Raw genomic sequence first — 18,563 nt, 5'->3', positions numbered from 1 at the left:
TTATCTTTGCAATTTGACTCCCACATCATTGATGCCGGGCAGAATATCGTCAGGCAATGTATAAGCTACTTTGAAAAGATAATCGCCGGGTTTCTCTATTTTGATGCTTCCGGCGGGAAACGCAGACTGATATAAACCGCCCCAACCATCTCCTTTCCATATTCCTTCTTTGTCGGCTAAGACGGCTGTCAGCGTGTCTGCCTGTAACTTTTTAGATTCAGGGCTGTCATAGCAAACGGATAAGTTTATGTTTTGATAAGGGTAGGTGTTACGGTTTCGGATTTCCACAGTCAGCTTGTAGTAAGTTTGCGAGTCGGGTACGGCGACCTTGAAGAACAGTGTGTCCTGCCGTTTCCAACCCGCTTGCGGAATGGATTGGAACGCGTGATATACAGTCTGTTTATCGCAAGCGCCTGATGCGCTTACGATAAACAGAAGTATGATATATCTCAGAAACTTTATCTTATTCTTGAGCGGGTTTGTCATTTTGAACAGGTTTATCTCCCTGAGGTTTGGGTCTGTTGTTGTGAGGACGTTTACGATTGTTGTTATTCCGTTGTGAGCGTCTTTCATCTCCTTGCGGTCGTTTTTCGTCTCCCTGCTGTCTGGGTTGCTCTTGTTGTTGCGGAGCGGCAGATTGTTCACCGCCTTGCAGTCGGTTATTGGGGCTCTTTTTTCTCTTTTTATTCCGGTTACCGCCATTGTTTCCGTTACCGTTTCCATTGTTATTGCCGTCTCCGCCGTTTTTGTTCTTACGGTTGCGGTCGAAACGGGTCAGGCTTTCCTGTTCCAATAAGTCTACCGGTTTCTTAGGCTCGGCACGATGTGTCTCTTCCAATAGGTTTTCCGGCTTGATACCTCTCTTGTTCAGACCGATAACTTCAAAAGCCCGTCTGCCACTGATGGTAACCAGATTGGCTGGAATATTCTTGTCTGTGGAGTAAGTTATCTGATTGTTGAGAATATCGGCTTTGAAGAAATAGAATACGCCGTCTTTGGTTTCCAATTCGATTTCTTTGGAAGGCAGGCGTTTTTGCGCTTCTACGTAGCAGTCCACTTCGTAGTTGAGGCAGCATTTCAGTTTGGCGCATTGTCCGGCAAGCTTTTGCGGGTTCAGTGAGATGTCTTGAAAACGGGCGGCGCTGGTTGAAACGGAAACAAAAGACGTCATCCAGGTAGCGCAGCACAGCTCACGGCCGCAAGGTCCGATACCGCCGATACGTCCGGCCTCTTGACGTGCACCGATCTGTTTCATCTCGATACGTACATGGAAAGCGTCGGCAAGCACTTTAATCAGCTGGCGAAAGTCTACGCGTTCATCGGCAATGTAGTAGAAGATCGCTTTGTTGCCGTCTCCCTGATATTCCACATCTCCGATTTTCATGTTGAGGTTGAGGTCAAGAGCTATCTGACGGGCACGAATCATCGTACTGTGTTCGCGCGCTTTCGCTTCATTATACTTCTCCATATCCACCTGCTTGGCTTTGCGGTAGATACGTTTGATATCTGCTTCCGACTTGATGTTTGCTCTACGCATTTGTAGCGGAACAAGCCGTCCCGTAAGGGTTACTACGCCTATATCATGTCCGGGAGTAGCTTCTACGGCCACTATATCACCTTTTTCCAAAGGAATTTTGTTGCTGTTGCGGAAATAGCCCTTACGGGTATTCTTGAACTGAACTTCCACCATGTCCGATTCTTCGGCATTGCCCGGAATATCGGCGAGCCAGTCGTAGGTGTTCAGCTGTTTGTCTTGCCTGCCGCAGCTTTTGCAGCAGAGACTACCGCTTCCGTTATGTAGTTTAAATTCCATTTCTTTATTTTATTTACGATTCAAATGCTCTTTATATTTATTCTCTTATCTTATTGTTTTATCATCCTGTTATCCGGAAATATCTTCCGATGATATTTTTTCTTACTGCTTCAACAGAACAATCATTTTCAGTGAAAAATCAAAGAATACCATACGGGCATTCACATTCTGTTCGATATGAACCTGCGCTTCACTGAGCTCATCCATGATGCCCATAACATTCCGCTCATTGACGAACGGGGCGAATCGGGTTGCGAAGTTCTGTTCGGGTAGCGTCATATAATTCATCTCTTTCCGATGCAGGTTATAGATGAAGTTTTCCCGTATCATGCGCTGGCAATATTCCAGGAAATTCTTTTGGCGTTCGCGTCCCATGACTGCCAGTTGTTCGCTCCATTGCTTCATTTCCCGTATTTTCCGTTGATAGGAGAGACGCATTAAGCTGACGAACAATTCAAAAAAGAGTTCGTTCTCTTCATTCAGGTGGATGGTTTCCAGCGCCTTGATGAAGTTCCCGTTCGCCAGATGCGCAATGGTCTGGCTGTCCACCGGTTGTACGCCGTATTTTTGTTGCAGTGCGTTTGCTATGCTCGCTTCTTCTATTTTGCGGATATTGAAACGCTGCGTACGGCTGAGTATCGTGGATAATATCATTTCGGGGGCTTCCGAAACCAAAAGGAAGATTGTTTTCTCTGGCGGTTCTTCCAACAGTTTCAATAGCTTATTGGCGCAGACTTCGTGCAGCTTTTCCGGCAGCCATACAATGGTTACCTTATAGCCGCCTTCACTGGATTTCAAGCTGAGTTTACGGGTGATTTCATCGCTTTCCTTTGCGTAGATAATCGCTTGTCCGTTCTCTGCTCCCATTTCGTTCAGCCAGTGATTCAGTGAGAAATAGGGGTTGTTCAGTACAAAACGTCTCCAGTCTGCTATGTAGTCGTCGCAGACTTCTTTCTTCCCTTTGGCGCTTTTCACAATGGGAAATACGAAGTGTACGTCCGGATGTACCAGTTTATTCCACTTCACGCACGAAGGACACGTACCGCAGGCATCGGTTTCAGTACGGTTCGGGCAACAGATGTAACGGGCATACGCCATAGCCAGCGGAAGTTTGCCTACTCCCGCCGGTCCGCAGAACAATTGCGCATGAGGAATGCGTCCTTCCTGCACTTCTTGTATCAATCGCTGTTTGGCTGCGTCCTGGCCGATTACATCTTTAAAAAACACGGTACCGCTATTTGGTTAATAAATCTGTTTGGCTACTTCTCTAATGCTGTCTACCGCGCCTATGGAGTAGAAATGGATACTGGGAATACGATGTTCCATCAATTCCCTGCATTGCTGTATGCACCATTCGATACCCACTTGTTGCGCTTCGGCGTCATTTTTGCATTTCAAGACTTCCTTTGTCAGTTCTTCGGGTAAGTCCACTTTGAATGTTTTGGGTATCATGCTGAGCTGTGACAGCTTCTTGAATGGCTTGATGCCCGGTATGATGGGGATGGTAACCCCGGCTTTGCGGGCGCGTTCTACGAAATCGAAATATTTCCGGTTGTCATAGAACAATTGGGTAACGGCATATTCCGCTCCGGTCTCCATTTTCTTCTTCAGCCAGTAAATGTCCGTATCGATATTGGGAGCTTCTTCGTGCTTCTCCGGATAACAGGCCACTCCGTATGAGAAAGGAGTATTGGTGACTTTCATTTCGGAACCGTCTACAAAGATACCCTTATTGAATTGGTTAATCTGCTCTTGCAATTCGATGGCGTGATGATAACCGTTACCTTCGGGCGTAAAGGCGGATTCGTGCTTCGCCTTGTCTCCGCGCAACACCAAAAGGTCTGTGATATTCAGAAATTGCAGGTCAAGCAATACGTACTCGGTATCTTCACGGCTGAAACCGCTGCAAAGAATATGCGGCACTACCGTTATGTTGTATTTGTTCTGGATGGCTGCCGCCACGGATACGGTTCCCGGACGGCGACGAAGCCGGTTGCGTTGAAACAGTCCGTTGCCGAGGTCTTTGTACACGTACTCGCTGCGGTGTGTGGTTATATTGATGTATTTAGGGTCGAATTCCCGTAATGTATCTATCGTTTCGTACAACTTTTTGATGCCTGTACCTTTCAGAGGGGGCAATATCTCAAAAGAAAAAGCTGTTTTTTCGTTACTGTTTATCAGATCGATTACTCTCATTTCTTCTTCGTTGTCTTTGTCTAATTAGCAAAATCCTGCACATTGGGAACAAAAATACGAAAAAGAAATGAGAAATGCCCGCCGGGCAGGCTATTCTTTTATGCAGCGAACGGAAAACGCATTATAATAATCTTTGCCTTCCGGTTTGACGGCATTCTTTAAAGCGATGTCGTTATTGCCGTTCGTAAACATTACGACCGTATCCAATTGCTTTTGTGTGCTGTTGTACACCCAGTAGGCGGTAGATGAATTTGCGTTTACCAAGGTTGTTTTGTTTTCTCTTTCCAGAAGCAGTCCTCTGGGCTGAATGCCGAATCCGGTTTCATTGGTTGCGGAATAAACGTCGGAGCTCCATGCATCCGCCTTTTTTAGTGCGGAAGCATTCTCCCCCACGTATTCTTTCAACCTGCTCCAATCATTTGGAGCAGGCAGTTTCCAATCCAGCGGAGCCAGCTTCTCGGTCAGGACTGCTTCACCGTTATAAAAGCAGGCGTCACAATCGTCCCATTTGAAGTAACTTTCGCCTCCACCAAGGTTTTTTCCGAGAGGCATGCTTCTGCTATCGTTATAATAGGCGGCTTGTAAATCTTCTTTCATCCAATACTGTGTACCTATTTTCACGATAGGATAGGTTTGTAAAATCCCGTTTCGTATATCTCTGATTACATAGCTGCTGACGTTGATAGCCAGCGTTGCAGCGGCAGGTTTTTCAGTGACTATCTTTTTGCTTGCGTCTATATAGAACTTTTCGATGGGTTGGGAGTGCCCGGAGGTGTAGGCCAGTGAGTTTTCCGATTCATTCCAGCTCACCCTGCCGCCGTGTATCATGGCGGTTTTGTCCGGCAGTTGTAAAACGATACCGTTCATTAAGTCCGTCCGCTCATTGTCTTGTACGGGATAGACTACAATCGCTCTGGAATCGACAGCATCGGCAGCGGTTGCGTAAAGGTACTCCCGGCATACTTCTGCCACGGGCTTTCCCTGATGATATATTCTGTAAACGTCGGATGTTTTGAATGACAGTGAGGCTGTATGGATGGCGGTGATGTCATATCTGTTTTCGCTCTCTCCTTGCTCGCTGAATCCCCATTCCTTGATGCCGGCGATAACTCCGGTCAGGGTTTCGCTTGTACTTTGCAGCGCGTTGATACGAATTTCCAATTCCGTATCTTCTTTGATGGCTGCCGACGGGAGAGAGCAGATATAGATTTTGCCGTTCCATTCCAATGTAAAAGCCTGTCCGCTGTCGGAATGTGTCTGCGGAATAACGATAAACTCCTTACCGGATAAAGAGTTACCCTCTTTCTTCCACGTGCCGAAAGGTATAATATCCATTTCGCTGGCATCATCGATACCGGATAATTTATCTGATTGCAGGTCGTATACGGCTTGCGTTTTGAATCCCGTAGCTATGATTCTGGGATTGGCTTTGAGCATATCGTCTGCATCTTCTCCCTCTTTAGGCGTAAGGACTAACTTTATTTTCGCAAACTGGTGCTTATATTCCAGTTTTACGGTTTTCTCGCTGTTGGATACATCCTCGATACGGGCGGTCATGAAATTGGAGAGGCTGTAGTCGGCGGCTTTACTCTGGTCGGTTTGGACAGCAACGTTCAGTAAGGAACTTCCTTTGGAGACACTTTCGGTCTGATACGGATAATAACTGATGAAATCCAGTGTGGCATCACCTTCCGGATAGTATACTTCTTTCTTGGGTATCAGCTTACTGCCTTCACCGCATTCCAGCAGCAGGTTGTCAATATATCGTTGCTTATCCAAAGAGTTGCCCGTCAGCATGGCGAAGACTCCGGTTCTGTCTCCGGTTTCAAAAGTGCTTTTGGCTGCTTTGGTGGTAGTTTTACTTGTTTTGACGGAAAAGGAAATCGGGATATTACTTTCCTTGATTTCATCGTCTATCTTGTTGACGCAAGAGGCTATTAATAAGGCTATAATCAGATATAGTACATTATTTATCCTCTTGAAAGCGTTTTTCATTATATTCATGTTACAGTAGTTTTGTAAGACAAAAAAACTTCGTCTTTGGTTCGTACTCAAAAGCTTATGTGTTATTGATATATCAGATTGGGCAGAACCACAAATGTTATGAGAAAGTTATTTACGCTTCCGGATTTCTATTGTTGGCTGTCACGCTTGATAGCCCGGTACTTTTCTTCTTCTTTTTATATCTCTATAAGACAAGGGTACAAAAGTATACTAAATCTTTGGAATAATCACAAAAACAGTCGCTCAATTTAAAGTATATACACTGCGTTATTACAAATTTGAGTAATATGCAGCAAGGTGGATTAAATTTTTGCTACCTCAAAAAAACAGGTTACGTGAAGTATATTCCTAACTTAATCCCATAGCTCTTTATTCCAATAACCTATGGTTATTATTATCGCCATTTCCCAATATGTTCATTTGATGAATCGCTATTTGGTTTAGCTTGACAAGACGTTCCCTTTGTGTCATACCCTGCTCGATAAAAACGGCATTCAGGTTTTCCATGTTCGACAGGCAGATCAGCTCATTGACAGTAGCATAATCACGAATATTACCTTTTAGGTCAGGATTTGTTTCCCGCCATTGTTTTGCTGTCATACCGAACATGGCTACATTCAACACGTCGGCTTCATTGGCATAAATAATACTTGCTTGCGCCGGTGTGACTTCCGGCGGAATAAGGTTTTGTTTTATGGCATCAGTATGTATGCGATAGTTGATTTTCGACAGCTCACGTTTTACCGACCAACCCAGTTGACGTTGTTCTTCAGTCTTTAATCGTTGAAATTCCTCGATAAGGTAGAGTTTGAAAGGTACGCTGATTGCGGAACCGAATTCAAAAGCGATATCCTTATGGGCGTACGTTCCGCCATAACGCCCCTTTTTTACGATGATACCGATGGCATTGGTGCGTTCTATCCATTCGGAAGCACTTAGTACAAACGACGGTAGTCCTGCGCTCTTTCTAAAGTGGTCGAATTCGACCACTTTAAAATTAGGATTATGGATGACTTCCCATGTGCCAAGAAATTCAATCGTATAACGGCTTCTTATCCAGTTCTTAATCACATCCGCCGCTCTGCTGTCCCCCTCTTTGGCAGAAGCCATGTCGGTAAGAGATATATAATCTTGTTCTTCAAAATTAAGAACGGTAATCAGTGTGTCTTGAACGATAATTTTCGCCATTATGTAATCGATGCTTTGAGTTTCGATCACAAAGGTACTATAATTCACAAGATTATCTCCTTTCCAATGAACTATTTGCAAAAATATGGTATGGAGATTCCGATAAAGGATATAATTCAACAAAAACTTCCGCAATTTATTTATATCGCTCTGATTTTTTATCTAACTTTACACGCTAAAATCGTAAACAGTAATTAGTTAAACCATAGAACAGAGCTTATGCCTTTAAATTTACCCGATAAACTTCCCGCGATAGAGCTGCTGAAAGAGGAAAACATCTTCGTTATCGATAATTCACGTGCCACCCAACAGGACATTCGTCCGTTGCGGATTGTCATATTGAATCTGATGCCGTTGAAGATTACGACGGAAACCGATTTGGTGCGTTTGCTGTCCAATACTCCGTTGCAGGTGGAGATTTCGTTTATGAAAATCAAGAGCCATACCTCAAAGAATACTCCGATAGAGCATATGAAAACTTTCTACACGGATTTTGAGAAGATGCGTGACGAGAAGTATGACGGCATGATTATCACCGGCGCTCCTGTGGAACAGATGGATTTTGAGGAAGTGACCTATTGGGACGAGATTACCGAGATTTTCGATTGGGCGCGTACGCATGTCACGTCCACCCTTTATATCTGTTGGGCTGCGCAAGCCGGACTTTACCATCATTACGGAGTACCCAAATACCCGTTGGACGCAAAGATGTTCGGTATATTCGAGCATCGTACGCTGCAACCTCTCTATCCCATTTTCCGTGGTTTTGACGATGTGTTCCATGTGCCCCACAGCCGCCATACGGAAGTTCGCAAGGAAGATATTCTGAAAGTTCCCGAACTGACACTGCTCTCGGAGTCGAGAGACGCGGGAGTCTACATGGTGATGGCGCGTAACGGACGTGAGTTTTTCGTAACCGGTCATTCCGAATACTCCCCGCTGACGCTCGATACGGAGTACCGTCGCGACTTGGATAAGGGGTTGCCCATCGAGATGCCCCGCAATTACTATGTGGATGATAATCCGGACAAAGGCGTATTGGTGCGTTGGCGCGCGCATGCCAACCTGTTGTTTTCCAACTGGCTGAACTACTTTGTATATCAGGAAACCCCGTTCAACATTGAAGATATCAAATAGCATGATAAAGCAACGGAAGATAGAGCTGTTGGCGCCCGCCAAGAATCTGGAGTGCGGCATTGAAGCCGTCAATCATGGTGCGGATGCGGTATATATAGGCGCTCCGAAGTTCGGCGCACGTGCTGCGGCGGTTAATTCGCTGGAAGACATTGCCGCTTTGACGGCATACGCCCATTTGTACAATGTACGTATCTATGTCACGGTAAATACCATTCTGAAAGAAGAAGAACTGGCGGAAACGGAAAAGATGATTTGGGAGTTGTACCGTATCGGTGTAGATGCGCTGATTGTGCAGGACATGGGCATTACCCGTCTGAACCTGCCGCCCATACCGTTGCATGGCAGTACGCAGATGGACAACCGTACACCGGAGAAAGTTCGTTTTCTGGCGGATGCGGGCTTTCGCCAAGTGGTGCTGGCGCGCGAGCTTTCATTGCAGGAGATACGCAATATCCATGAGGCCTGTCCGGAGACGCCTTTGGAAGTCTTTGTACATGGCGCGCTTTGTGTAAGTTATAGCGGACAGTGCTACGTCAGTCAGGCATGCTTTGGCAGAAGCGCCAACCGGGGAGAGTGCGCCCAGTTCTGCCGCCTGCCGTTCAGTCTGGTGGATGCGGACGGAAAAACCATCGTCCGCGACAAGCACCTGCTCTCTTTGAAAGACTTGAACCAAAGTGAAGTGCTGGAAGAACTGCTGGATGCCGGCGCTTCTTCCCTGAAAATAGAGGGGCGGTTGAAAGACGTTTCTTACGTGAAGAATGTCACAGCCGCCTACCGTCAGAAACTGGATGCTGTCTTTGCCCGCCGCAAGGAGTATGTACGCGCTTCCTCGGGCATTTGCCGTTTCGGTTTCAAGCCACAATTGGACAAGAGTTTCAGCCGCGGCTTCACCCATTACTTTCTGCAAGGCCGCGATCGGGAAATATCCTCTTTCGATACGCCGAAATCCTTGGGCGAGGAGATGGGAACGATGAAAGAGCAGCGTGGCAACTACCTTACCGTGGCCGGAGTGAAACCCTTCCATAACGGAGACGGTGTTTGCTTTCTCGACGAACAGGGACGTTTGCAAGGTTTCCGCATCAATCGGGTGGACGGCAACAAATTGTATCCGGCAGGCGATATGCCCCGCATCAAACCGCGCACCCGTCTTTACCGTAATTTCGACCAGGACTTTGAGCGCGTCCTGGCCCGTAAGTCCGCCGAGCGTAAAATCGGCATAAAATGGGAACTGGCAGATACCCCTTCGGGCTTTGCGCTGACCGCCGAGGACGAGGACGACAATCGTATAACCTTGTCTTTCCCCTCTTCAAAAGAACTTGCGCGTACTCCGCAACAGGATAACCTGCGCACCCAGCTCGGCAAATTGGGAAATACTCCTTTCGAGGTACGGGACAGTGCCCCGGAAGCGGCTCCCGCCATTGCAATCAACCTGTCGCAGAACTGGTTCATACCCGCCTCGGCGATAGCCGACTGGCGCCGCCAAGCGATAGACAGGCTGATTGCCGCCCGTCGTATTACTTACCGCCGTGAGTTGCACGTGTGGAAACCTACCCGCCACCGTTTCCCGATAACGTCCCTGACCTATTTGGGTAATGTGATGAATACTGCCGCCCGCGGCTTTTATCAGGCTCACGGGGTAGCTTCCATAGAACCGGCTTACGAGAAACAGGCCGTGCCCGAAGCCGTACTTATGTTCTGCAAACATTGCCTGCGTTATAGCATGGGCTGGTGTCCTACGCATCAAAAGGGACAGTCCCCGTACCGGGAACCTTATTATCTGGTAGGAACGGACGGCAAACGCTTCCGTCTCGCCTTTGACTGCAAGAACTGCCAGATGAAAGTAAGTGAAGAGAAAGTATGAAGTATAAAATATAAGGTATACAGTATAAGTAAATGCATATAATCAGCTTATACTATCAGTCATCCGGAGCGAAGCGAAGAATCTCTTCCCTCTATACATCTAAAAAAAGAGTATTCTCTCCGCTCTGAATGACAGACTGTACAAGACGATTCAGAATAGGATGATTACGAATGAGTATCGGAAATGTGTAATATGAAGAAAGAGGAAGTAAACATAAGTAGCTGTAAACGCGACATCACCGTCCGGCGTGTGCCCCGCCCTTTATGCTTCATACCTTATACTTTATACTTCATATTTACTGTTTTTGTTCTTACGTCCTGCCATTACCCCCGTCCCGACTTGGAAAACGGAAAACTGGGAGCAAAGACCCGCGATTCGCTGGCTTATCTGTATGAGCGTCATTATACGTGGAATACGAACTTGGAGGTACAGGATGATTCGGTGACGATAGCCTGTCTGCCTGTAAAGGATTGTTACAACACGCTGTACAAAGGGGATAGGGTGGTAGTGGCGGAGTTTGCCATCCATCCCGCGGACAGCGTGGATAGCGTATGGGTGAAACTCGCCCATTCTCAGGAAGTGCAGGGCTGGCTTCGGGAAAAGGATATGATGCGGGCTTTTGTTCCTACGGACAGTATCTCCCAGGCCATTTACCTGTTCAGCGATACGCATGCGTCCTATTTCATTGTTATTTTCGCCTTGTTCGTGGCGGTATGGCTGTTTCGTGCGTTCCGGCGCAGGCAGTTGCAAATGGTCTGCTTCAATGATATAGACAGTGTATATCCGTTGCTGCTATGCCTGTTGCTGGCGTTCAGCGCCACCGTGTACGAGTCTATGCAGGTATTTGTACCGGAGACGTGGCAGCATTTTTATTTCAATCCTACGCTATCGCCGTTTAAAGTGCCGTTCGTGCTTTCTGTGTTCCTTATGAGCCTTTGGTTGTTTGTCATTGTGCTGCTGGCGGTGCTCGACGATTTGTTCCGTCTGCTGAGTCCGGCGGCGGCAGTGTTCTATCTGTTGGGGCTGGCCTCTTGTTGCATCTTTTGTTATTTCTTCTTTATATTGACTACCCAGATATATATCGGCTATTTGTTTATCGCCGTATTTGTGTGGGTATTCCTCAGGAAACTGCGTTCGTCACTGGCTGCATCCCGCTATCGCTGCGGTAATTGCGGACAGAAGATAGGGGCGAAAGGAATTTGTCCGCATTGCGGGGCAATCAACGAATAAGTATTTCATCGGTATCGGCGGTTGGTACATTCCGTTCCAAAGGCGGGTATGTTGTCTACCAACGGCTGGTATTCCATGTACCAACGGTTGGTACTCCGCATACCAAAGCGTGGTACCTCATGTACCAATGTGTGGTACTTCCCGTACCAACAGTTGGTATTTCGCGTACCAAAGCATGGTATTACTTTGGTACACGTAACCTGTTTATGGTAAGTGGCTTGCGAAACCTGTTTGCAGGCTTGCCGAAAACGTTCGGTTTCATTTGCTAAAATCTGCAGCGCAGCTCGATTCCCGCCTGGATGGGGCGTCCTTTCTGCATGAACCCGTTGCCCATGCTCTCAAAGTAGAAAGCGGCATAATCCTTGTCCAGCGCGTTACGCACCCAGAAATCTATCTGTCCGCGGCCTTTCTGTAAACTGACACGTCCGTTCAGCGTACCGTAGAACGACTGGCTGACGGTATTTTCTTCCGTCCAGTAGACGCGTCCTGCACCGGTATAGCCGGCATTCAGTTGGATGCGGTCCAGCCAGTATCCCGGATTGATGCGGAAAATGTACTGCCCGCCTACGGTCAGCGTATGTTTGGGGACGAAAGGTACGTAGTGGCCATTATAGCTGATTTCCTGAAGCCGGCCGTTGACGCGGGCGTTGGTTACGTAATCCTTGAAGGTGGCGTACGTATAGCCGTAGCTGGTGTTCAGCGTGAAGTCGGTGGTGATGGCGGCAGCCAGAGCCAGTTCGGCGCCGAGGCTGCGGCTTTTGCCCGCGTTGACCGTCTCGCGTCCCAAGCCGCTCGCTCCCGCGAAACGTGAGATTTGCTGGTCGCGCGTCTCCAGCCAGAAGAGTGCGGCATCGGTGCGCAGACGGTTATTGAAAAGGTTCAAGTGGGCTCCGATTTCATAGTTCCAGGTTTGCTCCGGCTTGTACTCGGTGGCGGAGCGGGCGTCGGGGTTCTCGCCTGCATCGGGGAACTTTTCGCTGATAAAATCTTTGTAAGATGCGCCGGGGGAGTTTTCTATGGCTTTCAGTACTTCTTCTTTCGTCTGTCGCTTCATGTCGTTTTGCAGGCTGGACTGCAACAGGTCGGAGAACATCTGGATGTTATATCCGCCCGAACGGTAGCCCTTGCTTACGGTTGCGTAAACGTTGCCCAGATTGTCTTTGAAATCGTATTGAAGGGCAAACTTAGGCAACAGTTGCAGGTAATCCTTATCGATGGAACCCCGGTAGCGTGACTGTACGGTGAGCGCCGTCTCGGGCATCATCGGTATTTCTTTGATAACCTGTCCGCCCCGTACCATTTCTCCCTTGATACCTACCGTATAGTCCATTGCGGTACCGGAGTCGTAGTTCATCTTCATCTTCTCGTAGTCCAGACGCAATCCGGCTGTGAAGGATAATCCCGTCAGGCCGAATAAGTCCCGGAAAGTGGATTGGTGGAACAGCGCTCCGTTGAGAAGAGGCGTGTCGAAATTGCCGTTAATGAGCAGATTGCCGCTGCCGAGTTGCAAGGACGGCAGGATATTGAGTCCCATGCCCGGCATCATGGTAACTTCTATTTTGGAAGGGATTACACTGCCCAGCATCTGCCCCAGCATATTCATGCCGTCTTCTCTGAAGGTCACCGGTGCGTCGGTTTTCAGCCATTGGTAGAAGCCGAATACACCCGTGGCCCATTGCCAGCGGCCGTTGCCTTTGCTTTTCATCACAATCTCTTCGCTCAGGGTATGGATGCGCTGCTTTTGTTCCAGCGTATAAATATCTTTTGCGGTGAAATCCTGGTCGATGAACATGCGGTCTTTCAGGAACTGATAACCCGTTACGGCGCTCAGGGTGAAGCGCTGCGCCTGGTATTCGAGGTTCAGCCCTGTATTCAGCAGATTGCGGTAGTAACTGCTTTCGCGGTTGTTGGAGATTGTACCGATATAGGATTTCATGTCTTCGCTTTGGGCGGCGGGATTGACGCTGCCTGTATAATAGTACGGATAGCCGCCCTGGTCGCTGTATTCGTAGCTTATGTTCAAGTCCGCTTTCCAGTTCTCGGAAGGCAGGTAGATGCCGCGGAAGCGTCCTCCGGCCGACTGTCCTTTATCTATTTTCTTATTGTTCAGCGCCGCGTTGCGGAAGAAGCCGCCTTCGTAGTCATAGAAGCCGCCGGTGGAGAAAGCGAAACGCTCGGACACCCGGTGGTAATGCGTCAGCGAAGTGTTGTAGGCATTGTGCGTGCCTGCGCCCATGCGGAAGTCTGTGCCCTGATAGGAGAAAGGCGATTTGGTGTGAATCTTAATCAGCCCGCCCATCGCGTTGCGTCCGTACAGGGTTCCTTGCGGGCCGCGCAATACGTCGATGCGTTCGATGTCGGAGTAGTCGAAGTCGAAAGCGGATTTGTCGATGTAGGGGATGTTGTCCACATACAGTCCGATGGACGGCGTGTTGATGCGCGAGCCGATGCCTCGGATGTAAACGGCGGAAGTCAGGCGTGAGCCGTAGTCGGGGATGAACATGTTGGGAACAAGTCCTGTCAGGTTCTTGATGGAGCCCACCCGGGCAGCCTGCATGTCTTCCTGCGAAAGCAGGGTGACGGCCGTGGGCAGCTCGCGCAACTTGCGGTTTTCTTTGGGCGCTGCGATGACGAGGATTTCTTCAACGTCCACTACTTTCAGGGTGTCCAGGTCTTCTGCAAGCGCATTGCCGGCAGTGAGGAGCATCAGAATCAGGGTGATAATCTTATATTGTTTCATAACTGGTTTTATTTCGGCTGCAAAGTAACGCGAAATCTCCAGTCCGTGCAATCCTAATTTATGAGGATTATGAGGGGGAAGCGCTTTATTATATCCCGTCGGCGTCAATGTAGCCGTGCATCACGGCGTAAATGGTCAGTCCCGATACGGACTTGATGCCCAGCTTCTCCACGATGTTCTTGCGGTGGGTGATGACGGTGGTGAGGCTGATGTTCAGTTTGTCGGCAATCTCTTTGTTGATGAGTCCTTTGGTGATGAGTACCAACACTTCTATTTCGCGGGCGGACAGGTCGTGGTCGTCGGCGCCGTTGGCGGCATGGGGCGGCATGGAGGAGCGGGAGCCGTCCGGTTGCTTGCCCGGATGCCCGTGGTGATGGCCGTACCGGTGCAGTTGGAGAATATCTTTGATGAGGCTTTTCTCGTCCTGATAGATGTTCAGGGTGGGTACTCCCGATAGCTGGGGCTGGTTGTCGCCGCCTGCCAGTACGATGGTTTTGGGTTTGCGGGGCAGGAAGAAAGAGGTATGCTCGAAGTATATCCGGGAAGAGATGAAGTAATGGGCGTACATGTCGGGCGTGTCGTCCATGAGTTCGGCGAAAGAACGGAACACGCGGATGGTGGCCATCGGGATAATCTCTTCCAGAAGGTTCTGCAATCCCAAAGAGGTCAGTGTGTTGGGAGCGACGATTGCTATTTCGGGAGTTGTCATAAAGATACAGGGTTTGCCCGCAAAAGTACGGATTATTTTTGTATCATCCTTATAATGCGGGGAAATGAATTTCGCCCGAATGCAGAACTCTGTCACTCTCTTATTTGTTAGTAGTTTATAACTAACTTAAAACCTTAACGTTATGAGATATGATATAGCCATTATCGGCGGCGGGCCTGCCGGATATACAGCGGCCGAGAGAGCGGCTGCCGGCGGTTTGAAGACCGTCTTGTTTGAGAAGAAAGCCATTGGCGGCGTGTGCCTGAATGAAGGATGTATTCCAACAAAGACACTGTTGTATTCCGCCAAGCTGTGGGATACTATGAAAGGAGCCGCCAAATACGGCATAGCCGTTCCCGATGCGGCGGCTTTCGATATGGGAAAGATAATCGACCGCAAAGACAAAGTTGTAAAGAAACTGACGGGCGGCGTGAAGATGACAGTCGGCTCGTATGGCGTCGCCATAGTGGAGCGAGAAGCCGTGATAGCGGGTGAGGAGAACGGAATGTTCCGCATCGTGTCGGGCGGTGAAACCTACGAAGCAACCTATCTGCTGGTGTGTACCGGTTCCGATACGGTTGTCCCGCCGATACCCGGCTTGTCCGATACGGATTACTGGACTTCCAAAGAAGCGCTCGAGAGCAAGGAGCTCCCCCAATCGCTGGTTATCATCGGCGGCGGCGTTATCGGCATGGAGTTCGCCTCTTTCTTCAACAGTATGGGGGTGAAGGTGAGCGTTGTGGAGATGATGCCCGAGATACTGGGGGCGATGGACAAGGAAACGAGCGGCATGCTGCGTGCGGAATATCTGAAACGGGGCGTGAACTTCTATCTGAATACGAAAGTAACGGCGGTGTCCCAAGAGGGGGTGACTGTCGAAAAGGACGGCAAGGCTTCCCTGATAGAGGCCGGAAGAGTTTTGGTAAGCGTAGGCCGTAAGGCGAATCTCGATAAGGCGGGATTGGACAAACTGGATATCGAGCTGCTACGCAACGGCGTGAAGGTGGATGAGCATATGCAAACGTCCCATCCCCGCGTTTACGCCTGCGGCGATATAACGGGGCGTTCCATGCTGGCGCACACCGCGATTCGTGAGAGTGAAGTGGCGGTTAACCATATTCTGGGAGTAGAGGATATGATGAACTACGACTGCATACCGGGTGTGGTCTATACCAATCCGGAAGTTGCCGGAGTGGGGAAGACCGAAGAAGAACTGAAAGCCACCGGCACCGGCTATCACATACAGAAGCTGCCTATGGCGTATTCCGGACGTTTCGTTGCCGAAAACGAATTGGGAAACGGGCTGTGCAAACTGGTGCTGGATGATGACGAACGGATTATCGGCTGCCACCTGCTGGGCAATCCGGCATCGGAGATGGTCGTTGTGGCGGGTATTGCCGTTCAGCACGGCTATACGGTGGAGGAGTTTCAAAAGAGCGTATTCCCGCATCCTACGGTGGGAGAGATATTTCACGAAACACTGTTTGCATGACATCCTGCATAGATAACCGCTGTACGGATGTGTATTTTAATCTGGCGGCGGAAGAGTACCTTCTCAAGAAAAAGAAAGATAATTTCTTTATGGTGTGGCAGTCCGCCCCTTCTGTGGTGATAGGCAAGCACCAGAGTGTACGGAAGGAAACGGATGAGGCGTATCTGCGTGCGAACGATATCGCGTTGGCGCGCCGTTTTTCCGGTGGCGGGGCTGTGTACCACGATGAGGGCAACCTCAATCTGAGCTTTATAGAAACGGTGGAGCGTCCCGACTTTGAGTACTACCTGCGGCAGACCGTAGATTTCCTTGAAACCCTCGGCATTGTGGCGTATACCGACAAGCGGATGGGTATCTATGTAGACGGGCGGAAAGTGTCGGGCAGTGCGCAGTGCATCCATAAGAACAGGGTGATGTATCATTGTACTTTATTGTATTCCACCAACCTGCAGGCGCTGGACGCCGCATTATGCGGAAAGGGCGGTGACGGGGATTTATTGCCCGGTTCACGCGTGCTGCATGCCGTTCCGTCTGTGAGAAGTACGGTAACGAATATCAGTGAGCATCTGTCGCCCGTCCTGCCTCTGAGACGCTTCGCCCGTCTGCTGTTTCACTTCTTCTTTGAGAAGGGAGACAGCCGTATCTATCGTTTCACTCCCGGGGATTTGAAGGAGATTGAACGGCTGAAGGCCGAAAAGTACGCCTGCGGGGAGTGGATATACGATAAGGCCGTATCGGTTTCGGTGTGAGGTAAACTTTACTTCCGGGCGATTTGTTTACATAATAAGAACTAATAACCTAAAACTTAACTATATGTCGAGATTTGAGATAAAGATGCCCAAGCTGGGCGAAAGTATAACCGAAGGGACTATTGTCTCCTGGTCGGTACAAGTGGGGGACGTCATCAAGGAAGATGATGTGCTGTTTGAAGTGAATACAGCCAAAGTCAGTGCGGAGATTCCTTCGCCGGTGGAGGGTAAGATAGTGGAGATATTGTTTCAGGAGGGCGATACCGTTGCGGTAGGTACGGTAGTGGCCGTGGTGGATATGGGTGGAGACGATGAGGTTTCCGAATCTCCTGCCGGTACGGCGGAAAGCGCCAAGGTCGCTGCGGCGGATAATGTTGCGTCCGATGCTTCGGCCGCGGCGCGGGAACTGCCTGAGGCGCAAGCCGCCAAGTCGGAAGATGAGCGCTGGTATTCTCCGGTGGTTCTCCAATTGGCGCGCGAAGCCCGGATATTGCAAGAGGAGTTGGATAAGATACCGGGTACAGGCTATCAGGGGCGTTTGAGCAAAAAGGATATCAAGCGATATATCATACGGAAACAGAATGGCGGGGCGGGCGTTGCCGTTGCGAAGCCGGATGTGACGCCGGCTCCGAAGGTGAGCGCGGCTGCCGCGCCGAAACCGGTATCGGCGGCATTCCCCGTACAAGGCACATCGGCATCGGTAGCGCCTCGGCCCTCGTCCGCGACTGCAACCTCTTCCGCAGAAGGCATCGAGGTGAAAGAGATGGATCGTGTCCGCCGGATGATTGCCGACCACATGGTGATGTCCAAACATACTTCTCCGCACGTAACCACGCTGGTGGAAGTGGATATGACGAAACTTGTGAAGTGGCGTGAGAAGAATAAGGAGGCTTTCCTTAAACGTGAAGGGGTGAAACTGACCTATATGCCTGCCATTACCGAAGCGACAGCCAAGGCACTGGTTGCCTATCCGCAGGTGAATGTTTCCGTGGAAGGTTATAACATCTTGTTCAAGAAGCATATCAATGTGGGAATAGCCGTATCGCAAAACGACGGTAACCTGATTGTACCTGTTGTGCGCGATGCCGACCGGCTGAACCTGAGCGGACTTGCCATTGCGATAGACGGCTTGGCGGCTAAAGCGCGCGTCAACAAACTGACGCCCGATGATATAGCGGGCGGTACGTTTACGATTACCAATTTCGGCACGTTCAAATCGCTGTTCGGTACGCCTATCATCAATCAGCCTCAGGTCGCCATATTGGGAGTAGGGGTGATAGAGAAGAAACCCGCCGTTATGGAAACGCCCGAAGGGGATGTGATAGCTATCCGCCATAAGATGTATCTTTCCTTGTCTTACGACCACCGAGTGGTGGACGGGTCGCTGGGAGGCAACTTCCTCTACTTCATCAAGAATTACCTGGAGAACTGGAATGAATAAAAC

At 49.3% G+C, this 18,563-nt stretch carries 15 protein-coding genes; 7 read left to right on the top strand and 8 right to left on the bottom strand.

Features of this window, described 5'->3' with window-relative positions:
- The 6 genes from BHV73_RS12300 to BHV73_RS12275 form a co-directional block, all read right to left on the bottom strand.
- Window positions 1-486 carry a gliding motility lipoprotein GldH gene (locus BHV73_RS12300; protein WP_009122856.1) on the bottom strand — a complete coding sequence of 162 codons (486 nt, stop codon included), beginning with the start codon at window positions 484-486 and terminating at the stop codon, window positions 1-3.
- Window positions 464-1,813, bottom strand: a complete 1,350-nt coding sequence (locus BHV73_RS12295; RefSeq protein WP_286738445.1) for a PSP1 domain-containing protein — start codon at window positions 1,811-1,813, stop codon at window positions 464-466. Before BHV73_RS12295 ends, BHV73_RS12300 begins: the two co-directional genes overlap by 23 nt.
- A gap of 102 nt (window positions 1,814-1,915) precedes the next feature.
- Complete coding sequence (locus tag BHV73_RS12290) at window positions 1,916-3,040, bottom strand: DNA polymerase III subunit (protein ID WP_118469035.1); 1,125 nt, start codon at window positions 3,038-3,040, stop codon at window positions 1,916-1,918.
- Window positions 3,041-3,055: 15 nt separating this feature from the next.
- The gene (gene metF, locus BHV73_RS12285; RefSeq protein WP_286738443.1) at window positions 3,056-4,009 is read right to left on the bottom strand and encodes a methylenetetrahydrofolate reductase [NAD(P)H]; all 954 of its coding nucleotides are present in this window, start codon (window positions 4,007-4,009) and stop codon (window positions 3,056-3,058) included.
- 90 nt (window positions 4,010-4,099) lie between these two features.
- Complete coding sequence (locus BHV73_RS12280; protein WP_286738441.1) at window positions 4,100-6,013, bottom strand: fimbrillin family protein; 1,914 nt, start codon at window positions 6,011-6,013, stop codon at window positions 4,100-4,102.
- Window positions 6,014-6,382: 369 nt separating this feature from the next.
- On the bottom strand, window positions 6,383-7,201 hold the full coding sequence (locus tag BHV73_RS12275) for a KilA-N domain-containing protein (RefSeq protein ID WP_039951045.1): 819 nt from the start codon (window positions 7,199-7,201) through the stop codon (window positions 6,383-6,385).
- A gap of 219 nt (window positions 7,202-7,420) precedes the next feature.
- Between BHV73_RS12275 and metA the strand changes: the two genes are divergently transcribed.
- The 4 genes from metA (at window position 7,421) to BHV73_RS12255 (ending at window position 11,698) form a co-directional block, all read left to right on the top strand.
- Window positions 7,421-8,338, top strand: coding sequence for a homoserine O-acetyltransferase MetA (metA, locus tag BHV73_RS12270; protein ID WP_022219463.1), 918 nt, complete (start codon window positions 7,421-7,423; stop codon window positions 8,336-8,338).
- A gap of 1 nt (window position 8,339) precedes the next feature.
- Window positions 8,340-10,199, top strand: a complete 1,860-nt coding sequence (locus tag BHV73_RS12265; protein ID WP_286738439.1) for a peptidase U32 family protein — start codon at window positions 8,340-8,342, stop codon at window positions 10,197-10,199.
- A 183-nt stretch (window positions 10,200-10,382) separates the two neighbouring features.
- Entirely contained in the window at window positions 10,383-11,429 is a 1,047-nt protein-coding gene (locus BHV73_RS12260; protein ID WP_286738438.1) for a hypothetical protein, read from the top strand.
- On the top strand, window positions 11,399-11,698 hold the full coding sequence (locus tag BHV73_RS12255; RefSeq protein ID WP_286738437.1) for a hypothetical protein: 300 nt from the start codon (window positions 11,399-11,401) through the stop codon (window positions 11,696-11,698). The genes BHV73_RS12260 and BHV73_RS12255 overlap by 31 nt, the downstream gene beginning before the upstream one ends.
- Here the strand turns inward: BHV73_RS12255 and BHV73_RS12250 are convergent.
- A complete protein-coding gene (locus BHV73_RS12250; protein ID WP_022219466.1) occupies window positions 11,695-14,169 on the bottom strand; it encodes a TonB-dependent receptor in 2,475 nt (824 codons plus the stop codon). The two genes, BHV73_RS12255 and BHV73_RS12250, sit on opposite strands and share 4 nt — an antisense overlap.
- 88 nt (window positions 14,170-14,257) lie before the next feature.
- Window positions 14,258-14,878 (bottom strand): response regulator transcription factor, encoded by a 621-nt coding sequence (locus tag BHV73_RS12245; protein WP_039951145.1) that lies wholly within the window; start codon window positions 14,876-14,878, stop codon window positions 14,258-14,260.
- A 142-nt stretch (window positions 14,879-15,020) separates the two neighbouring features.
- Here BHV73_RS12245 and lpdA point away from each other — a divergent pair, with 142 nt between their 5' ends.
- The 3 genes from lpdA (at window position 15,021) to BHV73_RS12230 (ending at window position 18,560) form a co-directional block, all read left to right on the top strand.
- Entirely contained in the window at window positions 15,021-16,370 is a 1,350-nt protein-coding gene (gene lpdA / locus BHV73_RS12240; protein ID WP_286738435.1) for a dihydrolipoyl dehydrogenase, read from the top strand.
- On the top strand, window positions 16,367-17,119 hold the full coding sequence (locus BHV73_RS12235; RefSeq protein WP_286738434.1) for a lipoate--protein ligase family protein: 753 nt from the start codon (window positions 16,367-16,369) through the stop codon (window positions 17,117-17,119). Before lpdA ends, BHV73_RS12235 begins: the two co-directional genes overlap by 4 nt.
- 64 nt (window positions 17,120-17,183) lie before the next feature.
- The gene (locus tag BHV73_RS12230) at window positions 17,184-18,560 is read left to right on the top strand and encodes a dihydrolipoamide acetyltransferase family protein (protein ID WP_286738432.1); all 1,377 of its coding nucleotides are present in this window, start codon (window positions 17,184-17,186) and stop codon (window positions 18,558-18,560) included.
- Window positions 18,561-18,563: the final 3 nt, after the last annotated feature.

Source organism: Bacteroides sp. 44_46, from assembly GCF_001915465.1.
Lineage (GTDB): Bacteria > Bacteroidota > Bacteroidia > Bacteroidales > Bacteroidaceae > Bacteroides > Bacteroides clarus.
This window is presented reverse-complemented; position numbering and strand designations above follow the sequence as displayed.

Bases quoted from the DNA above. Each gene is read 5' to 3' on its own strand.
- BHV73_RS12300 (WP_009122856.1), bottom strand. From the start codon at position 486: ATGACAAACCCGCTCAAGAATAAGATAAAGTTTCTGAGATATATCATA.
- BHV73_RS12295 (WP_286738445.1), bottom strand. From the start codon at position 1,813: ATGGAATTTAAACTACATAACGGAAGCGGTAGTCTCTGCTGCAAAAGC.
- metF (WP_286738443.1), bottom strand. From the start codon at position 4,009: ATGAGAGTAATCGATCTGATAAACAGTAACGAAAAAACAGCTTTTTCT.
- BHV73_RS12280 (WP_286738441.1), bottom strand. From the start codon at position 6,013: ATGAATATAATGAAAAACGCTTTCAAGAGGATAAATAATGTACTATAT.
- BHV73_RS12275 (WP_039951045.1), bottom strand. From the start codon at position 7,201: ATGGCGAAAATTATCGTTCAAGACACACTGATTACCGTTCTTAATTTT.
- metA (WP_022219463.1), top strand. From the start codon at position 7,421: ATGCCTTTAAATTTACCCGATAAACTTCCCGCGATAGAGCTGCTGAAA.
- BHV73_RS12265 (WP_286738439.1), top strand. From the start codon at position 8,340: ATGATAAAGCAACGGAAGATAGAGCTGTTGGCGCCCGCCAAGAATCTG.
- BHV73_RS12260 (WP_286738438.1), top strand. From the start codon at position 10,383: ATGTGTAATATGAAGAAAGAGGAAGTAAACATAAGTAGCTGTAAACGC.
- BHV73_RS12250 (WP_022219466.1), bottom strand. From the start codon at position 14,169: ATGAAACAATATAAGATTATCACCCTGATTCTGATGCTCCTCACTGCC.
- BHV73_RS12245 (WP_039951145.1), bottom strand. From the start codon at position 14,878: ATGACAACTCCCGAAATAGCAATCGTCGCTCCCAACACACTGACCTCT.
- lpdA (WP_286738435.1), top strand. From the start codon at position 15,021: ATGAGATATGATATAGCCATTATCGGCGGCGGGCCTGCCGGATATACA.
- BHV73_RS12235 (WP_286738434.1), top strand. From the start codon at position 16,367: ATGACATCCTGCATAGATAACCGCTGTACGGATGTGTATTTTAATCTG.
- BHV73_RS12230 (WP_286738432.1), top strand. From the start codon at position 17,184: ATGTCGAGATTTGAGATAAAGATGCCCAAGCTGGGCGAAAGTATAACC.